Genomic DNA, 15,475 nt, shown 5'->3' on the forward strand with positions numbered 1-15,475 from the left:
TCTCGCTGTCGGGCCGTGCTGTCCGGCCATACAGATGGCGTACAAACGGCACCCGCCCGGTTGCCCCACCCTTTCGTACCACCCCTAGACTGAACATCCAGCAGGTGGCTACACGCTCGAAAGGCGCCCCCGTGTCCATCGGCAACTCCCCCGAAGACGCCCGGCCTTCCACCGAGGACGACCGGCCCTCGATCGGAGACGATCTGCCTTCGATCGGCCGCTCGCTCCAGCAGGGCCGGATCGATGCAGGTCTGACCGTGGACGAGGTCAGTACCTCCACCCGTGTCCGTGTCCCCATCGTGCAGGCGATCGAGGAGGACGACTTCTCCCGCTGCGGCGGCGATGTGTACGCACGCGGGCACATCAGGACGCTCGCGCGCGCCGTAGGACTGGATCCCGCCCCGCTCGTCGCGCAGTACGACGCCGAGCACGGCGGCCGGCCTGCGCCCACCTCCGCTGCTCCGCTCTTCGAGGCGGAACGTATCCGCCCAGAGCCCAGGCGGCCGAACTGGACCGCCGCGATGGTCGCGGCGATCGTCGCTGTCGTCGGGTTCGCCGGCTTCACGCTCTTCAACGGTGGGGACGACGCCAAGAGCGGAAAGCAGGTCGCCGAGGGCCCGGCCCCGGCGAAGACCACCCCGAAGCCGACCCCGTCCCAGCCCGCCGCCCCCAAGCCGGCGCCCTCGGAGAGCGCGATCGCCGCTGTTCCGCAGGACAAGGTGACGGTGAAGCTGACCGCCATCGACGACAAGAGCTGGATCTCCGCGAAGTCCGCCAATGGAAAGCTGCTCTTCGACGGGCTGCTCCTCGCGGGCGAGTCCAAGACGTTCCAGGACGACGAGCGCCTGGACCTGATCCTCGGCAACGCAGGCGCGATCGAACTGTTCGTGAACGGCAAGAAGGTCGAGGACAAGTTCGAGCCCGGGCAGGTCGAGCGGCTGTCGTACTCGAAGGGCGACCCGGAGGCCGGCTGACCCGGGGCGGGGGCGTTCCCGACTGTTCACCTCGCGGAACGGGTGTGGGCCAGGACAAAGTAGTCTTGAGCCCATGCCCGAACGCCGTACCGTCGCCCTTGTCACTCTTGGCTGCGCCCGTAACGAGGTGGACTCGGAGGAGCTCGCAGGCCGCTTGGCAGCGGACGGCTGGGAGCTCGTCGAGGAAGCCGCCGACGCGGATGTCGCGGTCGTCAACACCTGCGGATTCGTCGAGGCCGCCAAGAAGGACTCCGTCGACGCGCTCCTCGAAGCCAACGATCTGAAGGACCACGGCAGGACCCAGGCCGTCGTCGCCGTGGGATGCATGGCCGAGCGGTACGGCAAGGAACTCGCCGAGGCCCTGCCCGAGGCGGACGGCGTGCTCGGCTTCGACGACTACGCCGACATCTCCGACCGCCTCCAGACCATTTTGAACGGCGGCGTCCACGCCCCGCACACCCCGCGCGACCGGCGCAAGCTGCTGCCGATCAGCCCGGCCGAACGCCAGTCGGCCGACGTGGCCCTCCCCGGGCACGCCCAGGCCCCCGAGAACGTGCCTGTGGACCTGCCGGAGGGCCTCGCGCCGGCCAGCGGGCCGCGCGCCCCCCTGCGCCGCCGCCTGGACACCAGCCCCGTCGCCTCGGTGAAGCTGGCCTCCGGCTGCGACCGGCGCTGCTCCTTCTGCGCCATTCCGTCCTTCCGCGGCTCCTTCATCTCGCGGCGCCCCAGCGATGTGCTGGGCGAGACGCGCTGGCTCGCCGAGCAGGGCGTCAAGGAGATCATGCTGGTCTCCGAGAACAACACCTCGTACGGCAAGGACCTCGGCGACATCCGGCTGCTCGAGACCCTGCTGCCGGAGCTGGCGGCCGTCGACGGGATCGAGCGCGTCCGGGTCAGCTATCTGCAGCCGGCCGAGATGCGCCCGGGCCTCATCGACGCCCTGACGTCGACCGAGAAGGTCGCGCCCTACTTCGACCTGTCCTTCCAGCACAGTGCGCCTGGCGTGCTGCGCGCGATGCGGCGCTTCGGCGACACCGAGCGGTTCCTCGAGCTGCTGGAGACGATCCGCTCGAAGGCCCCGACGGCCGGTGTGCGCTCCAACTTCATCGTGGGCTTCCCCGGCGAGACCGACGAGGACTTCGCCGAGCTCGAGGGCTTCCTCACGGCCGCGCGGCTGGATGCCATCGGTGTCTTCGGCTACTCCGACGAGGAGGGCACCGAGGCCGCCACGTACGACCGCAAGCTGGACCAGGACATCGTCGACGCGCGGCTCGCGCGGCTGTCGCGGCTCGCCGAGGAGCTGACCGCCCAGCGCGCGGAAGAGCGGATCGGAGAGACCCTGGAAGTACTGGTCGAGTCCGTCTTCGACGCGGATCTGGACGAGGAGCAGGACGAGGACGAGTACGCGGCGGTGGGCCGGGCCGCGCACCAGGCACCCGAGACCGACGGTCAGGTGATCTTCACGAGTGCCGACGGCCTGGTACCTGGCCGTATGGTCGAGGCCAAGGTGGTGGGCACGGAGGGCGTCGACCTGGTGGCCGACATCGTTACGGAATGTCGTGAGGAGGCAGCCAGATGACGGGAGTCCCGGCATCCGCAGCGGGCGGGACCGGAAGGCCGGCGCCCGGGGGCAAGCTGGGTGCTGCGGCCGTCAATCAGGCCAGCCTGTGGAACATCGCCAACATCCTCACCATGGTGCGGCTGCTGCTCGTACCGGCGTTCGTGATCCTGCTGCTCCAGGACGGCGGCCACGACCCGGTCTGGCGCGCGTGGGCCTGGGCGGCGTTCGCCGTCGCCATGATCACGGACATCTTCGACGGGCATCTGGCGAGGGCGTACAACCTGGTCACCGACTTCGGGAAGATCGCGGACCCGATCGCCGACAAGGCGATCATGGCGGCCGGTCTGATCTGTCTCTCGGCACTCGGTGATCTGCCCTGGTGGGTGACGGGAGTGATCCTCTTCCGTGAGCTGGGGATCACGCTGATGCGCTTCTGGGTGATCCGGCACGCGGTGATCCCGGCCAGCCGCGGCGGCAAGATGAAGACGCTCGCCCAGGGCACGGCGGTCGGCATGTACGTACTCGTGCTGACCGGTCCGCTGGCCACCCTGCGATGGTGGGTGATGGCCGTGGCGGTCGTGCTGACCGTGGTCACCGGGCTCGACTATGTGCGCCAGGCGGTGGTCCTGCGGCGCAAGGGGCTCGCGGCCGAGCGGGCCGAGCGGGCCGCCGCAGAGGCGCAGACCACCGGACGGGGCGGAGCGGAGCGCTCGCGATGAGCGTCGTGCCCGCCGCCGCGGCCGGAGTGCTCGCGCTGCTCGAGGCGCGTGGCGAGACACTGGCCGTCGCCGAGTCGCTCACCGGCGGTCTGGTGGCCGCCGAGCTGACCGCCGTGCCCGGATCCTCGAAGACCTTCCGCGGCTCCGTGACGGCGTACGCGACGGGCCTGAAGCAGGACATTCTGGGTGTCGACGGGACCCTGCTGGCCGCGCGCGGCGCCGTGGACCCGGACGTCGCGGCCCAGATGGCGGCAGGGGTGCGGACCAGGCTCGGGGCCGGCTGGGGAATCGCGACCACGGGCGTCGCGGGGCCCGAGCCGCAGGACGGGCAGCCCGTCGGAACGGTTTTCGTGGCGGTCGCCGGGCCGGACGGGACACGGAAAGTGTCCGCGCTGCGATTGAACGGTGACCGCGCGGAAATCCGTAGAGAGAGTGTACGGAGCGTGCTGGAACTGCTCGCGACAGAGCTCGTCGGCGAACGCTTGGGCGAACTCTCGGAGTATGAGCGGGCACAGGATACGGAACAGAACGGGGGGACTTGATGTTTGCAGCCATGAGTGAACACGTCATCGCTCCCCGCACGGCCGCAGCGCGAGGCGGTACGGTGGGGCGTGAAGGATGCGGTTCGCGGTCCGAGGAGGGAGCCACCGATGATTCTGCTCCGTCGCCTGCTGGGTGACGTGCTGCGTCGGCAGCGCCAGCGCCAGGGCCGTACTCTGCGCGAAGTCTCCTCGTCCGCCCGAGTCTCGCTCGGCTATCTCTCCGAGGTGGAACGGGGGCAGAAGGAGGCTTCCTCCGAGCTGCTCTCCGCGATCTGCGACGCGCTTGACGTACGGATGTCCGAGCTCATGCGTGAAGTGAGCGACGAGCTGTCGCTGGCCGAGCTGGCCGAGTCGGCAGCGGCGAGTGAGCCGGTGCCCGCGCCAGTACGCCCGATGCTCAATTCCGTGTCCGTGACGTCGGTGGCGGGCGTGCCGACCGAGCGGGTGACGATCAAGGCGCCCGCGGAAGCGGTGGACGTCGTCGCCGCGTGACGGCGAGGAACTGCAGCATGGCGGCGAGGAGCCGCATGGCGTCCGTGCGCTGAGTCTCGGCGTATGTGCATCTGTGAGCCCCGGTCGGGCGGGTACCCGGCCGGGGCTTCACTCTGCCGTCGAATGAACGTTTTCTCACCATTTGTGCCATCGTGGGGGGCGGTGCCATCGCAAGGAGGTCACGCATGTCTGTCGTGAAGAGCCCGCTGTCCGAGGCGGACCGGAAGGTCACCGGGGAGGCGCTCCAGGGCGCGCTGGTGGATCTGGTCGATCTGGCGCTGGTGGCCAAGCAGGTCCACTGGAACGTGGTCGGCCCGCGCTTTCGCTCCGTTCATCTCCAGCTGGACGAGGTCGTCGCCACGGCACGGCAGCATTCCGACACGGTGGCGGAACGGGCCTCGGCGATCGGTGTCACGCCGGACGGGCGGGCCGGGACCGTCGCGTCGACGAGTGCCATCGGGAAGGTGCCGGAGGGCTGGATCCAGGACGTGGACGTGGTCAGCACGATGGTGCAGGCGCTCGGCGCGCTGATCGGGAAGATGCGGGAGCGTATCGACGCCACGGAGGAGCCCGACCCGGTCAGCCAGGACATCCTGATCGGGCTCACGCGCGACCTGGAGAAGCATGCCTGGATGTTCCAGGCGGAGAGCGTCTAGCCGAGTGGCGGGCGTCCGGTGGTGACCGTGTCCCAAGGGCCTCCAGGGCTGCCCGAGAGGCCTTCTGAGGGCTCGGTCGCAGCCGCTCGTACCGCTGTGAGCGCGGGAACTCGCGCCGCCGTGGTCGCGGGCGCTCGGGATGCTGCGCCCGGGGGTGTGGCTGTGGGTGCTGGGGCCGTGGTCGCTGTCGGGCCGGTGGCATCGGTGGCATCGGTGGCTCAGGGGGCTCCGGTGGCTGGGGTGTGGGGTGTGCGCGGGCGCATGGTCCGGTGCATGAACCGCTGGGGCGCCTGGCGCATACGCTGCGGGCGCGCCCGGTGTGCATCCGGTGCGCCCTCCCGCCGAGTGATCGGTCCGGTCTAGCGTCGACCGGAGGAGGCGGCCATGGTACGGCGATGGGTCCTGCTGCCGGCGCTCGCACTGGGCGCACTGTGGTGGTGGGCCGTTCTGCGGCTGGCGCTGGTGCCGGAGCATGCGGGACTCGTCGAGGGGGCAGTGGCGGCAGGCGGGTGGGGGCTCAGCCTGTTGCCGGTGCATGTCACGTCGCGGGCCGGGGGTACCGGTGCGGCCGGGGGAACGACCGCGGCTACCACGGCATCGCGACGCCCCCGTTCGGGCGGAGGATCTGACCCGTCGTGAACGACGACGCGTCGGAGGCGAGATGGAGGACCGCGTGCGCGATGTCCTCGGGCTCGCCGACCCGGCCGAGCGGTGACAGCCGGACCATGGCGGCCTCCGCCTTCTGCTGAAGGCCCGCATCATGACGGTCGGTCATGGGCGTGCGGATCCAGCCGGGTGCGACCGCGTTCACCCGAATGCCGTGCGGTCCGAGCTCGGCGGCGAGGGTCTTGGTGAGCTGTACGACGGCCGCCTTGGCGGCGCTGTAGCAGAGCAGGCCCGGGTTCGCGGCATCGACCGCACCGGAGGCCATGGTGACGATGGAGCCCCTGACCCCTGCGTCGATCATGGACCGGGCGGCGGCCTGGCAGGCGTGGAGCACGCCCTTGAAGTTCACCGCGAGGACCCGGTCGAGGTCCTCGTCGCGGGTCTCGAGGACCGGGCTGGAATGCATGATTCCGGCGACCGCGGCCATGATGTGCAGCGGTCCCGTCGCATCCACCGCCGCTCGCACGGCCGCGTGGAGACGGTCGCGGTCGCTGACGTCGACGAGGTGGGTGTGGGCGGTGCCCTCGGCGTCGTCGATCAGGGTCCGGGTCTCGTGGAGGCCCTTCTCGTGCACGTCCGCGCAGTGGACGGTGGCGCCCGCCCGGGCCAGGAGGACGGCGGTGGCGCGGCCTATGCCGCTCGCCGCACCGGTGACGAACGCGGTGCGGCCGGTGAGGTCGTACGCGGTGAGGGGCATGCCGGTGACCGTACGACCGTATCTGACGGAGCGTCAACTATCCTGGCGTGGCTGGTCGGTGGGTCCGGACTGGCAGGCCGGGCACCAGTACGTGACGCGGTCGTCCTGGCCTGCCCTGCGGATCGGGGTGCCGCAGCGCAGACACGGGTGGCCCGCACGGCCGTAGACGAACAGGCGCTGCTCGGCGCGGCGTTCCGTGGTGCCATGTGCGGTGGGCGTCGTACGGCGGTCGAAATGCTCCTTGTTCGCCTCCAGGAGCCGATGGGCCGTGGCGACGAGCCGCTCGGGAACGTCGGCGGCGAGGTCGCCGACCGGAAGCCAGGGCGTGACTCGGGCCAAGAAGGCCAGCTCCGACTTGTAGACATTGCCGATGCCGGCCAGATTGCGCTGGTCGAGCAGCGCTTCGCCGAGCGGGCGGACAGGGTCGGCGAGCAGGTTGCGCGCGGCGGTGACGGGGTCCCAGTCGGGGCCGAGCAGATCGGGGCCGAGGTGTCCGACGACCTGCTCCTCGTCCTTGGTCCGGAGCAGTTCGAGGACCGGGAGGCGATAGCCGACGGCGGTGTGCTCCGTATTGCCGAGGATCGCCCGGATCTGGTGGCTCGGGCCGCCGCGCCAGCGTTCTCCGGCCGCGTACACCCGCCAGGAGCCGTCCATCCGCAGGTGCGAGTGGAGGGTGAGGCCGCCCTCGATCCGGGTGAGGAGATGTTTGCCTCGCGGGGTGACGTCGAGGACCTCCCGGCCTGTGAGATCCGCGGTGGCGAACCGTGGAACCCGTAGGTCGGAGCGGGTGAGCTCGCGTCCGGCAAGGGCGACGTGCAGCTTCCGGGCGGTCAGCCAGACGGTGTCTCCTTCGGGCATGGCATCCATGATGCGGGAGGACGGGTGGGCGGCGCTGCCGGGTCGCTAAGGGCGTATCCGGAGGCCTCTCGGGGTGGCGTGGAAGCCGGACTCCTCCAAGGGCCGGGACAGAGGCGAGGTCAGGGCCGTGGCGCCGTTGATCCGCTCCACGGTGACCGTGCCGAGCGTGCCCGCCCGAGCTGCCGCGGCGAGGGCCTCGGCGGCGGACCGGAGCGCGGGGGCGTCCGGCTCGGTGGGCCACGACAGCAGGGTCTTGCCGCCGCGCTCCATGTAGAGGGTGAGCTCGCCGTCGACGAGGACGACCAGGGAGCCCGCCTTGCGCCCCGGTTTGTGGCCCGCGCCGGCCGGGGGCTCGGGCCAGGACAGCGCCGCCCCGTACGCGTTCGCCGGGTCGGCCGCGGCCAGCACCACAGCGCGGGGTGGCGCCTGTGCGTCGGCCCGGTCGCGGGCGGTGGCCGCGGCGCGCAGCCGGTCCACCGCGCCGTCCATCGCGAACTGGGCGGCACCCAGGCCCTCGACGACATAGCCGCGCCGGGCCTGCCCACTGTCCTCGAAGGCGGACAGGATGCGGTACGTCGCCGAGAAGCCGCCCTCGACCCCTTCGGCTGCGACCGCTCCCCGGGTGACCACGCCATGGCGGTCCAGCAGGGTGCGTGCCTGGGCATGGGCGCGGTGCGTGGGGTCCGGCTCCTGGGAGGGCAGCAGCGACCAGCGCCCGGAGACGGTCGGCGGGCCCGTGCGGGACACCGGACGGGCGGCCGCCGTCAGGGAGCCGTAGCGCCCGCGCGGGACGGTGCGCTTGGCGCGGTGCGCCGTCGAGCCCGCGGTGCGGCCCGAGCCGAGGAGCGAACGCAGCGGCGCCAGGGTGTCGTTGGTGAGCCGCCCGGACCAGGCCAGGTCCCAGAGGGCGTCGGCGAGCTGGGGATCGGTGACCTCGGGGTGCGTGGTGGCGCGCACCTGGTCGGAGATCTGGCGGAAGAACAGACCGTATCCGCCGGACAGCGTCGTGAGCACCGATTCGTGGAGGGCGGTCAGCTCCAGTGGATGCGGCTGCGGGAGCAGCAGCGGAGCGGCTTCGGCGAGATAGAGGGAGACCCAGCCGTCCTTACCGGGCAGCGCACCGGCTCCGGCCCACACCACCTCGCCGGTCGTCGTCAGCTCGTCGAGGAGGGCGGGGGAGTAGCCCGCGACGCGGGACGGAAGGATCAGCTTCTCCAGGGCGGAGGCGGGCACCGGCGCGCCCTGCAACTGCTCGATGGCACGGGCCAGTCCGTCGATCCCGCGGAGGCTGTTGTTCCCCAGGTGCTGCCACTGGGGGAGGAAGGTGGCGAGCGCGGCCGGAGGGACCGGTTCCAGCTCCTCGCGCAGCGCGGCCAGGGAGCGGCGCCGCAGCCGCCGCAGCACGGCGGCGTCGCACCACTCCTGGCCGATGCCCGAGGGGTGGAACTCGCCCTGCACCACCCGCCCGCTCGCCGCGAGCCGCTGCAGCGCGCCGTCGGTGACGGCCGCGCCCAGGCCGAAGCGGGCAGCGGCCTGGGAGGAGGTGAACGGCCCGTGGGTGCGGGCGTAGCGGGCCAGCAGATCGCCCAGGGGGTCCTTCACGGGCTCTGTGAACGCCTCGGGCACGCCCACCGGGAGCGCCGTGCCCAGAGCGTCGCGCAGCCGTCCCGCGTCCTCGATCGCCACCCAGTGGTCGGCGCCCGCGACACGGACCCGGATGGCCCGGCGGGCCGCGGCGAGCTCCTGGGGCCATTGCGGATCGGCGCCGCGCTCCTCCAGCTCGGCGGTCGTGAGCGGCCCGAGGACGCGCAGCAGATCGGCGACGCCCTCGGCGTCCTTGACTCGGCGGTCGTCGGTGAGCCACTGGAGCTCCCGCTCCAGCTCGGCCAGCACGTCCGCGTCGAGCAGCTCGCGCAGCTCGGCCTGACCGAGCAGCTCGGCGAGGAGCCGCGAGTCCAGGGACAGGGCGGCGGCGCGGCGTTCGGCGAGCGGCGAGTCTCCCTCGTAGAGGAACTGCGCCACGTACCCGAAGAGGAGGGAGCGGGCGAAGGGGGAAGGCTCGGGAGTGGTGACCTCGACCAGCCGGATCCGGCGGGACTCGATGTCGCCCATCAGCTCCTGGAGCCCCGGGACGTCGAAGACGTCCTGGAGGCACTCCCGTACGGCCTCCAGGACGATCGGGAACGAGCCGAACTCGCTCGCCACCTGGAGCAGCTGGGCCGCGCGCTGGCGCTGCTGCCAGAGCGGCGTGCGCTTGCCGGGGTTGCGCCGCGGAAGCAGCAGGGCGCGCGCCGCGCACTCACGGAACCGGGACGCGAACAGCGCGGAGCCGCCGACCTGATCGGTGACGATCTGGCCGATCTCGCCCTTGTCGAAGAGGGTGTCGGCGGCACCGACGGGGGCCTGCTCGCTGTCGTACGTCGTGTCCAGGTGCATCGGGTCCTGGTCGAGCAGGTCCAGGCCCATCAGATCGGCGTCGGGCAGCCGCAGCACGATGCCGTCGTCGGCATGCATGACCTGCGCGTCCATTCCGTACCGCTCCGCCAGCCGGGCGCCGAGCGCCAGCGCCCACGGGGCGTGGACCTGCGCGCCGAACGGGGAGTGCACCACGACCCGCCAGTCGCCCAGCTCGTCACGGAACCGCTCCACGAGGATCGTGCGGTCGTCGGGCACATGGCCGCAGGCGCGGCGCTGCTCGTCCAGATACGCGAGCACATTGCCCGCCGCCCATGCGTCGAGACCGGCGGCCAGCAGCCGGAGCCGCGCGTCCTCCTCGGAGAGCGAGCCGACCTCACGGAGGAACGCGCCCACCGCACGCCCCAGTTCGAGCGGGCGGCCCAGCTGGTCGCCCTTCCAGAACGGCAGCCGGCCCGGCACACCGGGAGCGGGGGAGACCAGCACCCGGTCGCGCGTGATGTCCTCGATGCGCCATGAGGTCGTGCCGAGCGTGAAGACGTCCCCGACGCGGGATTCGTAGACCATCTCCTCGTCGAGCTCGCCGACCCGGCCGCCGCCCTTCTTCGGGTCCGCCCCGGCGAGGAAGACGCCGAAGAGTCCGCGGTCCGGGATCGTGCCGCCCGAGGTGACGGCGAGGCGCTGGGCGCCGGGACGCCCCGTGACCGTCCCGGCGACCCGGTCCCACACCACGCGCGGGCGAAGCTCCGCGAAGGCGTCGGACGGATAGCGTCCCGCGAGCATGTCCAGCACGGCCGTGAAGGCCGACTCGGGGAGCGAGGCGAAGGGTGCGGCGCGTCGCACCAGGGCGAGCAGATCGTCGACCTGCCAGGTGTCGAGGGCGACCATCGCGACGAGCTGCTGGGCCAGGACGTCCAGGGGGTTGGCGGGGATGCGGAGCGACTCGATGGAGCCGGTGCGCATCCGCTCGGTGACCACGGCGGCCTGGACCAGATCGCCCCGGTACTTGGGGAAGACCACGCCGGTGGAGACCGCGCCCACCTGGTGTCCCGCCCGGCCGACGCGCTGCAGGCCGGACGCGACGGACGGCGGAGACTCGACCTGGACGACCAGATCGACCGCGCCCATGTCGATGCCCAGCTCCAGACTGGACGTGGCGACGACCGCGGGCAGCCGGCCCGCCTTCAGGTCCTCCTCGACCAGGGCGCGCTGCTCCTTGGACACCGAACCGTGGTGCGCGCGGGCGAGCAGGGGCGGGGCGCCCTGTGCGGCACCGGACTGGGCCATGATCTCGGCCGGGGGAGCGCTTTCGGGAAGAGTCGTGGCGGAGCCGCGCGAATCGAGCACACTTCCGACGGCCCGCTCGTACGCGATCTCGTTCAGCCTGTTGCACAGCCGCTCGGCCAGGCGGCGGGAGTTGGCGAAGACGATGGTCGAGCGGTGGGCCTGCACCAGGTCGGCGATCCGCTCCTCGACATGGGGCCAGATCGACGGCTTCTCGGCCGGGCTGTCCGGCTCGGAAGCCGGGGAGCCGCCGAGCTCGCCGAGGTCCTCGACCGGGACGACCACGGAGAGGTCGAACTCCTTGCCGGAAGGCGGCTGGACGATCTCCACCTTGCGCTGCGGCGAGAGATAGCGCGCCACCTCGTCGACGGGCCGGACGGTCGCGGACAGACCGATCCGGCGGGCCGGGCGCGGCAGCAGCTCGTCCAGCCGCTCCAGCGACAGAGCGAGGTGCGCGCCCCTCTTGGTCCCCGCGACCGCGTGCACCTCGTCCAGGATCACCGTCTCGACGCCTGTCAGCGCCTCGCGGGTCGAGGACGTGAGCATCAGGAACAGCGACTCGGGGGTCGTGATGAGAATGTCCGGCGGACGGGTCGCCAGCGTCCGCCGCTCGGCGGCGGGAGTGTCGCCGGAGCGGATCCCGACCCGCACCTCTGGCTCGGGAAGGCCGAGCCGCACCGACTCCTGCCGGATACCCGTCAGCGGGCTGCGCAGATTCCGCTCGACATCGACCGCGAGCGCCTTCAGCGGCGACACGTACAGCACGCGGCAGCGCTTCTTCGCGTCCGCGGGCGGCGGAGCGGACGCGAGCCGGTCGAGCGCCGCCAGGAAGGCCGCGAGGGTCTTGCCGGAGCCGGTCGGGGCCACGACCAGCACGTCCGCACCCTGCCCGATGGCCTGCCACGCGCCTTCCTGGGCCGCGGTGGGCGCACTGAACGCCCCCGTGAACCAGCCGCGGGTCGCGGGGGAGAAGGAGTCGAGCGCTGTCCTGGACATGCACCCATCCTGCACCCGACCACTGACAACAGTCCCGACCTGGGGAAATCGCTGTCCCGGCCCTGTGCGGGCCACGCGGAGAGACGGCGCAGAATGGAGTCATGGCGGCAGACGGAGTCGTGGCGGGGGAGAAGGCGCGATATTGGCAGTACCCCGAGCTGCCCGGGGTCGACCTGCTGCACGCGCACTACATCCGGAAGGCGTTCGCGCGGCACTCGCACGAGACATTCGTCTTCGCCGCGATCACCGAAGGCGTCGAAGCCTTCCACTACCGCAACGACCTGGTTCGGGCGGGGCCCGGGCAGATCGCCCTGGTGAACCCCGACACCTCGCACACCGGGCATGCCGGCGTCCCCGAGGGATGGACCTACCGCACGCTTTATCCGGCCGCCGGGCTGATCCAGTCGATCGCCGCCGACACCACCTCGCTGCGCGGACCGGTGGGATTCACCAGCCCCGTCGTGGACGATCCGTACGCCGCCCGGCTCGTCGTCGAGATCCACCGGGCTGCCGAGGAAGGCAACGCGCTGGCCGCCGACAGCCTGCTGCGGCTGGTGACGGCGCGGATGCTGCGCAGCCACGGAGGCCGACTGCCGGTTCTCCGACCACGCTCGGCAGGCGCACGCAACGCGGCCCGCGCGCGTGCCCTGCTGGAGGAGCGCATGGCCGACCCGCCCTCCCTCGACCGGCTGGCCCAGGAGCTCGGCACCAGCCCGTTCGCACTCCTGCGGGCCTTCCGCGAGAGCTACGGCATGCCGCCGCACACCTGGCTCACCGACGCCCGGGTCCGCCGCGCCCGTCGGCTGCTGGACTCCGGCGCCGCCCCGGCGGAGGCGGCCGTGGCGGTCGGCTTCACCGACCAGCCTCACCTCAACCGGCACTTCGCCCGGATCGTGGGGGTGCCGCCTGGCGCGTACCAGCGGGGGCGCGGGGTCGGCGGATCCCGTTGAGCAGCCGGCAGCAGGCTGAGCAGCGGGCAGGCGGCACCCGAACCTGACGTCGCGGGTGTCCTGGCCGGGGGCCGACCGGCCGGCGGGGAGTGCAAGAACGTACAAGACCGGGTGCGGCTCGTCCCCGTAACGTCCACGACGTGGCAGAACAGACAGCATCCGCAGACATACCCATCGGCGAAGGACCGGCGGCCGCCCGTGAGCCCTCAGGACGCGGCGTGCCCGGCGCACCCGGCACCGTCGGCGGCCCTGGCGCTCCGGTGAAGGCCGACTCCGCCGTCGTACGGGACGCCCTCGGCGTCGGTCTCGCCGTCGGCCTCTCGGGCTTCGCCTTCGGCGTCACCGCGGCGGGCGCCGGACTCGACGTCCTGCAGATATGTGCACTCAGCCTGCTCGTGTTCACCGGCGCGTCGCAGTTCGCGCTGGTCGGCGCCCTCGCGGCGGGCGGCAACCCGTTCACCGCGGCCGCGGGTGCCTTCTTCCTCGGGACCCGCAACGCCTTCTACGGTCTGCGGCTGTCCCAGCTCCTCGCCCTGCCGCGGTCCGTACGCCCCTTCGCCGCCCACTGGGTCATCGACGAGACCACGGCCGTCGCCCTGGCGCAGCCCACCCGTCGCGCCGCACGTCTGGGCTTCACCGTCACCGGCCTCACGCTCTATGTGCTGTGGAACCTGACCACCCTGCTCGGCGCGCTCGGTGCCGAGGCGATCGGCGACACCAACGCCTGGGGCCTGGACGCTGCCGGGCCCGCGGTGTTCCTCGCCCTGCTCGCACCCATGCTGCGGACCACGACCGAGCGGGTCGTCGCCGGTGTCGCGGTCGTCCTCGGGCTCGGGCTGCTGCCGGTGCTCCCTGCCGGAGTGCCGGTGCTGGTCGCGGCGCTCGCCGCGCCCGCAGTCCTCTGGCTCGAAGGCCGCAGGATCAGCAACAAGCGGAAGGGAACGGACCGTTGAACGTCTGGATCGCGATCGGCGTGACCGCGGTCGCCTGCTACATGGTCAAACTGGCCGGTCTCCTGGTTCCTGCCGGAGTGCTGGAGCGCCCGCTCGTGCAGCGGCTCGCCGCGCTGCTCCCGGTGGCGCTGCTCGCCGCCCTCACGGCGCAGCAGACGTTCAGCACCGACAGCGCACTCGTCCTCGACGCCAGGGCCGCGGGCCTGGCGGCGGCGGCGGTCGCCCTGGTTCTGCGCGCGCCCTTCCTCGTCGTCGTGGCCGCTGCCGTGCTTGTCACCGCGGGCCTGAGGGCAACCGGAGGCTGAGACGAGCCGATGCCGCGGCAAGGGGCCCGGTCTCTTGATCGAGCCCCTTACCGCGTCTCTGCCAGGATCGGCCGGATCAGTGCGCTACCGGGCCCCTCACCGGTCGGCACGCCTGCTCCCGGGCGGACAGGGGCCGTGCCTCAGCGCACAGCGCGTCCGTGTGCCCTCAGCGTCCGCAGCGCCTCGATCGTCACGATCGGGCGCGACTCCAGGGCCGTGCCCGGCGCCCACTTACGCCAGTTGATCGGCCAGCCGCCGTCCTCCTGCTGTTCCGCCGTGAGGTGGTCGAGCGAGCGCCCCATCTCCTCGTCGGTGAACCAGCGGCGGGCCAGCGAGTCGGACACGCGTGCGTAGTCGTACGGGAAGTGGCGCTCGTCCGGGGCGTACCCGTCGGCGACCGGGTACGCGTCCGGCCGCGAGGGGTCGAGGACCGCCAGGCGCTGCTCGCGCACGAGACGGCCGAGCCGGTCCGCCGCGGCCTCGGCGCGGGCCCGGTCCGGGACACCGTCCAGGAAGGCGACCGCAGCCTGGATCTCGTACGGATGCGACTTCTCGAGCGCGTCGACAGCCGCCCAGCAGAAGTCGGTCGCACGGAACAGCCACGCGTGCCACACCCGGTTGCGGTGCAGCAGCCCGACGACGGGGCCTGTCGCCAGCAGCTCGCCGGGAGGATCGTCGACGATCGGGATGAACGGTGCGGCGGGATAGCCGCGCTGCGAGGGATGGACCGCGGGCAGCGCGCCCTCCCGGGTGGACACTCCCGTGAGATAGCGGCACATCCGCTCCACCCGCAGCCCGCCGCAGCGACCGATGGAGTCGAGCACGCGCAGTGCGTGCGCCGTGTGCAGCGGCTGGCTCACCGGGCCGCGGAGATCGGGTTCCAGGGCGTGTCCGTAGCCGCCGTCGTCGTTGAGATACGCGCTCAGCGCGGACTCGACCGGCTCCGCGTCCGCGCCCAGGAAGTGGTACGCGAACCGGCGCTGCTCGAGCACGCGGGCCGTCAGCCAGATGAAGTGCTCGGCCCGTGACAAGGGTGTTCCAGCCATGTTCCGACGGTAGGGCGGAAACGGCTTTCGGCAAGGCGGACGGACTCGGCTGCACTCTCAGGAGCGGGATACTGAGGGCATGAGGTTGACGATTTTCTGGGAGCGGATGCACGAGCACTTCGGCGCGGCGTACGCCGACTCCTTCGCACGCGACCATGTGATGGCCGAACTCGGCGGCCGTACGGTGCAGGAGGCACTGGCCGCCGGCTGGGAGACGAAGGACGTCTGGCGCGGGGTCTGCGCCGCCGTGGGCATCCCTCCGGACAAGCGGTGAGCCCCGGATCCGCGAGTTGTCCACAGGCCTGCGTCCGGTTGTCGCCGCGGTAGGCGAGACTTGCTCCGTGGCAGCGAGAGACGAGAC

The 15,475-nt window shown here is 72.0% G+C and carries 15 protein-coding genes; 11 read left to right on the forward strand and 4 right to left on the reverse strand.

The features are described from left to right. The first annotated feature begins 131 nt into the window (after positions 1–131). From ABT078_RS19180 to ABT078_RS19210, 7 genes are all read left to right on the forward strand, one after another. Positions 132–974 (forward strand): helix-turn-helix domain-containing protein, encoded by an 843-nt coding sequence (locus ABT078_RS19180; RefSeq protein WP_502981252.1) that lies wholly within the window; start codon positions 132–134, stop codon positions 972–974. 73 nt (positions 975–1,047) lie between these two features. Then, a complete protein-coding gene (gene rimO / locus ABT078_RS19185) occupies positions 1,048–2,553 on the forward strand; it encodes a 30S ribosomal protein S12 methylthiotransferase RimO (RefSeq protein ID WP_351229152.1) in 1,506 nt (501 codons plus the stop codon). Beyond that, a complete protein-coding gene (gene pgsA, locus ABT078_RS19190; RefSeq protein ID WP_351229154.1) occupies positions 2,550–3,254 on the forward strand; it encodes a CDP-diacylglycerol--glycerol-3-phosphate 3-phosphatidyltransferase in 705 nt (234 codons plus the stop codon). Before rimO ends, pgsA begins: the two co-directional genes overlap by 4 nt. Further along, a complete protein-coding gene (locus tag ABT078_RS19195) occupies positions 3,251–3,796 on the forward strand; it encodes a CinA family protein (protein ID WP_351229156.1) in 546 nt (181 codons plus the stop codon). The genes pgsA and ABT078_RS19195 overlap by 4 nt, the downstream gene beginning before the upstream one ends. A gap of 108 nt (positions 3,797–3,904) precedes the next feature. Next, positions 3,905–4,288: a helix-turn-helix domain-containing protein gene (locus ABT078_RS19200; RefSeq protein ID WP_019889909.1), complete on the forward strand. Its 384-nt coding sequence runs from the start codon at positions 3,905–3,907 to the stop codon at positions 4,286–4,288. Positions 4,289–4,473: 185 nt separating this feature from the next. Next, the gene (locus tag ABT078_RS19205) at positions 4,474–4,944 is read left to right on the forward strand and encodes a Dps family protein (RefSeq protein ID WP_351229158.1); all 471 of its coding nucleotides are present in this window, start codon (positions 4,474–4,476) and stop codon (positions 4,942–4,944) included. 384 nt (positions 4,945–5,328) lie between these two features. Further along, positions 5,329–5,583 carry a hypothetical protein gene (locus ABT078_RS19210; RefSeq protein ID WP_351229160.1) on the forward strand — a complete coding sequence of 85 codons (255 nt, stop codon included), beginning with the start codon at positions 5,329–5,331 and terminating at the stop codon, positions 5,581–5,583. On the opposite strand, the gene ABT078_RS19215 is transcribed toward ABT078_RS19210, so the two are convergent. The 3 genes from ABT078_RS19215 to ABT078_RS19225 are packed head-to-tail and all read right to left on the reverse strand — an operon-like array spanning position 5,531 to position 11,860. Then, a complete protein-coding gene (locus tag ABT078_RS19215; protein WP_351229162.1) occupies positions 5,531–6,307 on the reverse strand; it encodes an SDR family NAD(P)-dependent oxidoreductase in 777 nt (258 codons plus the stop codon). The genes ABT078_RS19210 and ABT078_RS19215 overlap by 53 nt on opposite strands. Positions 6,308–6,340: 33 nt before the next feature. Beyond that, positions 6,341–7,165, reverse strand: a complete 825-nt coding sequence (locus tag ABT078_RS19220) for an Fpg/Nei family DNA glycosylase (RefSeq protein ID WP_351229164.1) — start codon at positions 7,163–7,165, stop codon at positions 6,341–6,343. Positions 7,166–7,210: 45 nt separating this feature from the next. After that, the gene (locus ABT078_RS19225) at positions 7,211–11,860 is read right to left on the reverse strand and encodes an ATP-dependent helicase (RefSeq protein ID WP_351229166.1); all 4,650 of its coding nucleotides are present in this window, start codon (positions 11,858–11,860) and stop codon (positions 7,211–7,213) included. 101 nt (positions 11,861–11,961) lie between these two features. Here ABT078_RS19225 and ABT078_RS19230 point away from each other — a divergent pair, with 101 nt between their 5' ends. The 3 genes from ABT078_RS19230 (at position 11,962) to ABT078_RS19240 (ending at position 14,068) form a co-directional block, all read left to right on the forward strand. Then, on the forward strand, positions 11,962–12,810 hold the full coding sequence (locus ABT078_RS19230; protein ID WP_351229168.1) for an AraC family transcriptional regulator: 849 nt from the start codon (positions 11,962–11,964) through the stop codon (positions 12,808–12,810). 140 nt (positions 12,811–12,950) lie between these two features. Continuing rightward, positions 12,951–13,763 carry an AzlC family ABC transporter permease gene (locus ABT078_RS19235; protein WP_502981253.1) on the forward strand — a complete coding sequence of 271 codons (813 nt, stop codon included), beginning with the start codon at positions 12,951–12,953 and terminating at the stop codon, positions 13,761–13,763. Continuing rightward, positions 13,760–14,068, forward strand: coding sequence for an AzlD domain-containing protein (locus ABT078_RS19240; protein WP_351229170.1), 309 nt, complete (start codon positions 13,760–13,762; stop codon positions 14,066–14,068). Before ABT078_RS19235 ends, ABT078_RS19240 begins: the two co-directional genes overlap by 4 nt. Before the next feature lie 140 nt (positions 14,069–14,208). Here ABT078_RS19240 and ABT078_RS19245 read toward each other — a convergent pair whose 3' ends face one another. Next, complete coding sequence (locus ABT078_RS19245) at positions 14,209–15,114, reverse strand: hypothetical protein (RefSeq protein ID WP_351229172.1); 906 nt, start codon at positions 15,112–15,114, stop codon at positions 14,209–14,211. 79 nt (positions 15,115–15,193) lie between these two features. On the opposite strand from ABT078_RS19245, the gene ABT078_RS19250 reads away from it, so the two are divergent. Next, positions 15,194–15,388, forward strand: coding sequence for a DUF3046 domain-containing protein (locus ABT078_RS19250; protein ID WP_351229174.1), 195 nt, complete (start codon positions 15,194–15,196; stop codon positions 15,386–15,388). Positions 15,389–15,475: the final 87 nt, after the last annotated feature.

Source organism: Streptomyces sp. NPDC002133 (assembly GCF_040296405.1).
In the GTDB taxonomy this organism is placed as follows: domain Bacteria; phylum Actinomycetota; class Actinomycetes; order Streptomycetales; family Streptomycetaceae; genus Streptomyces.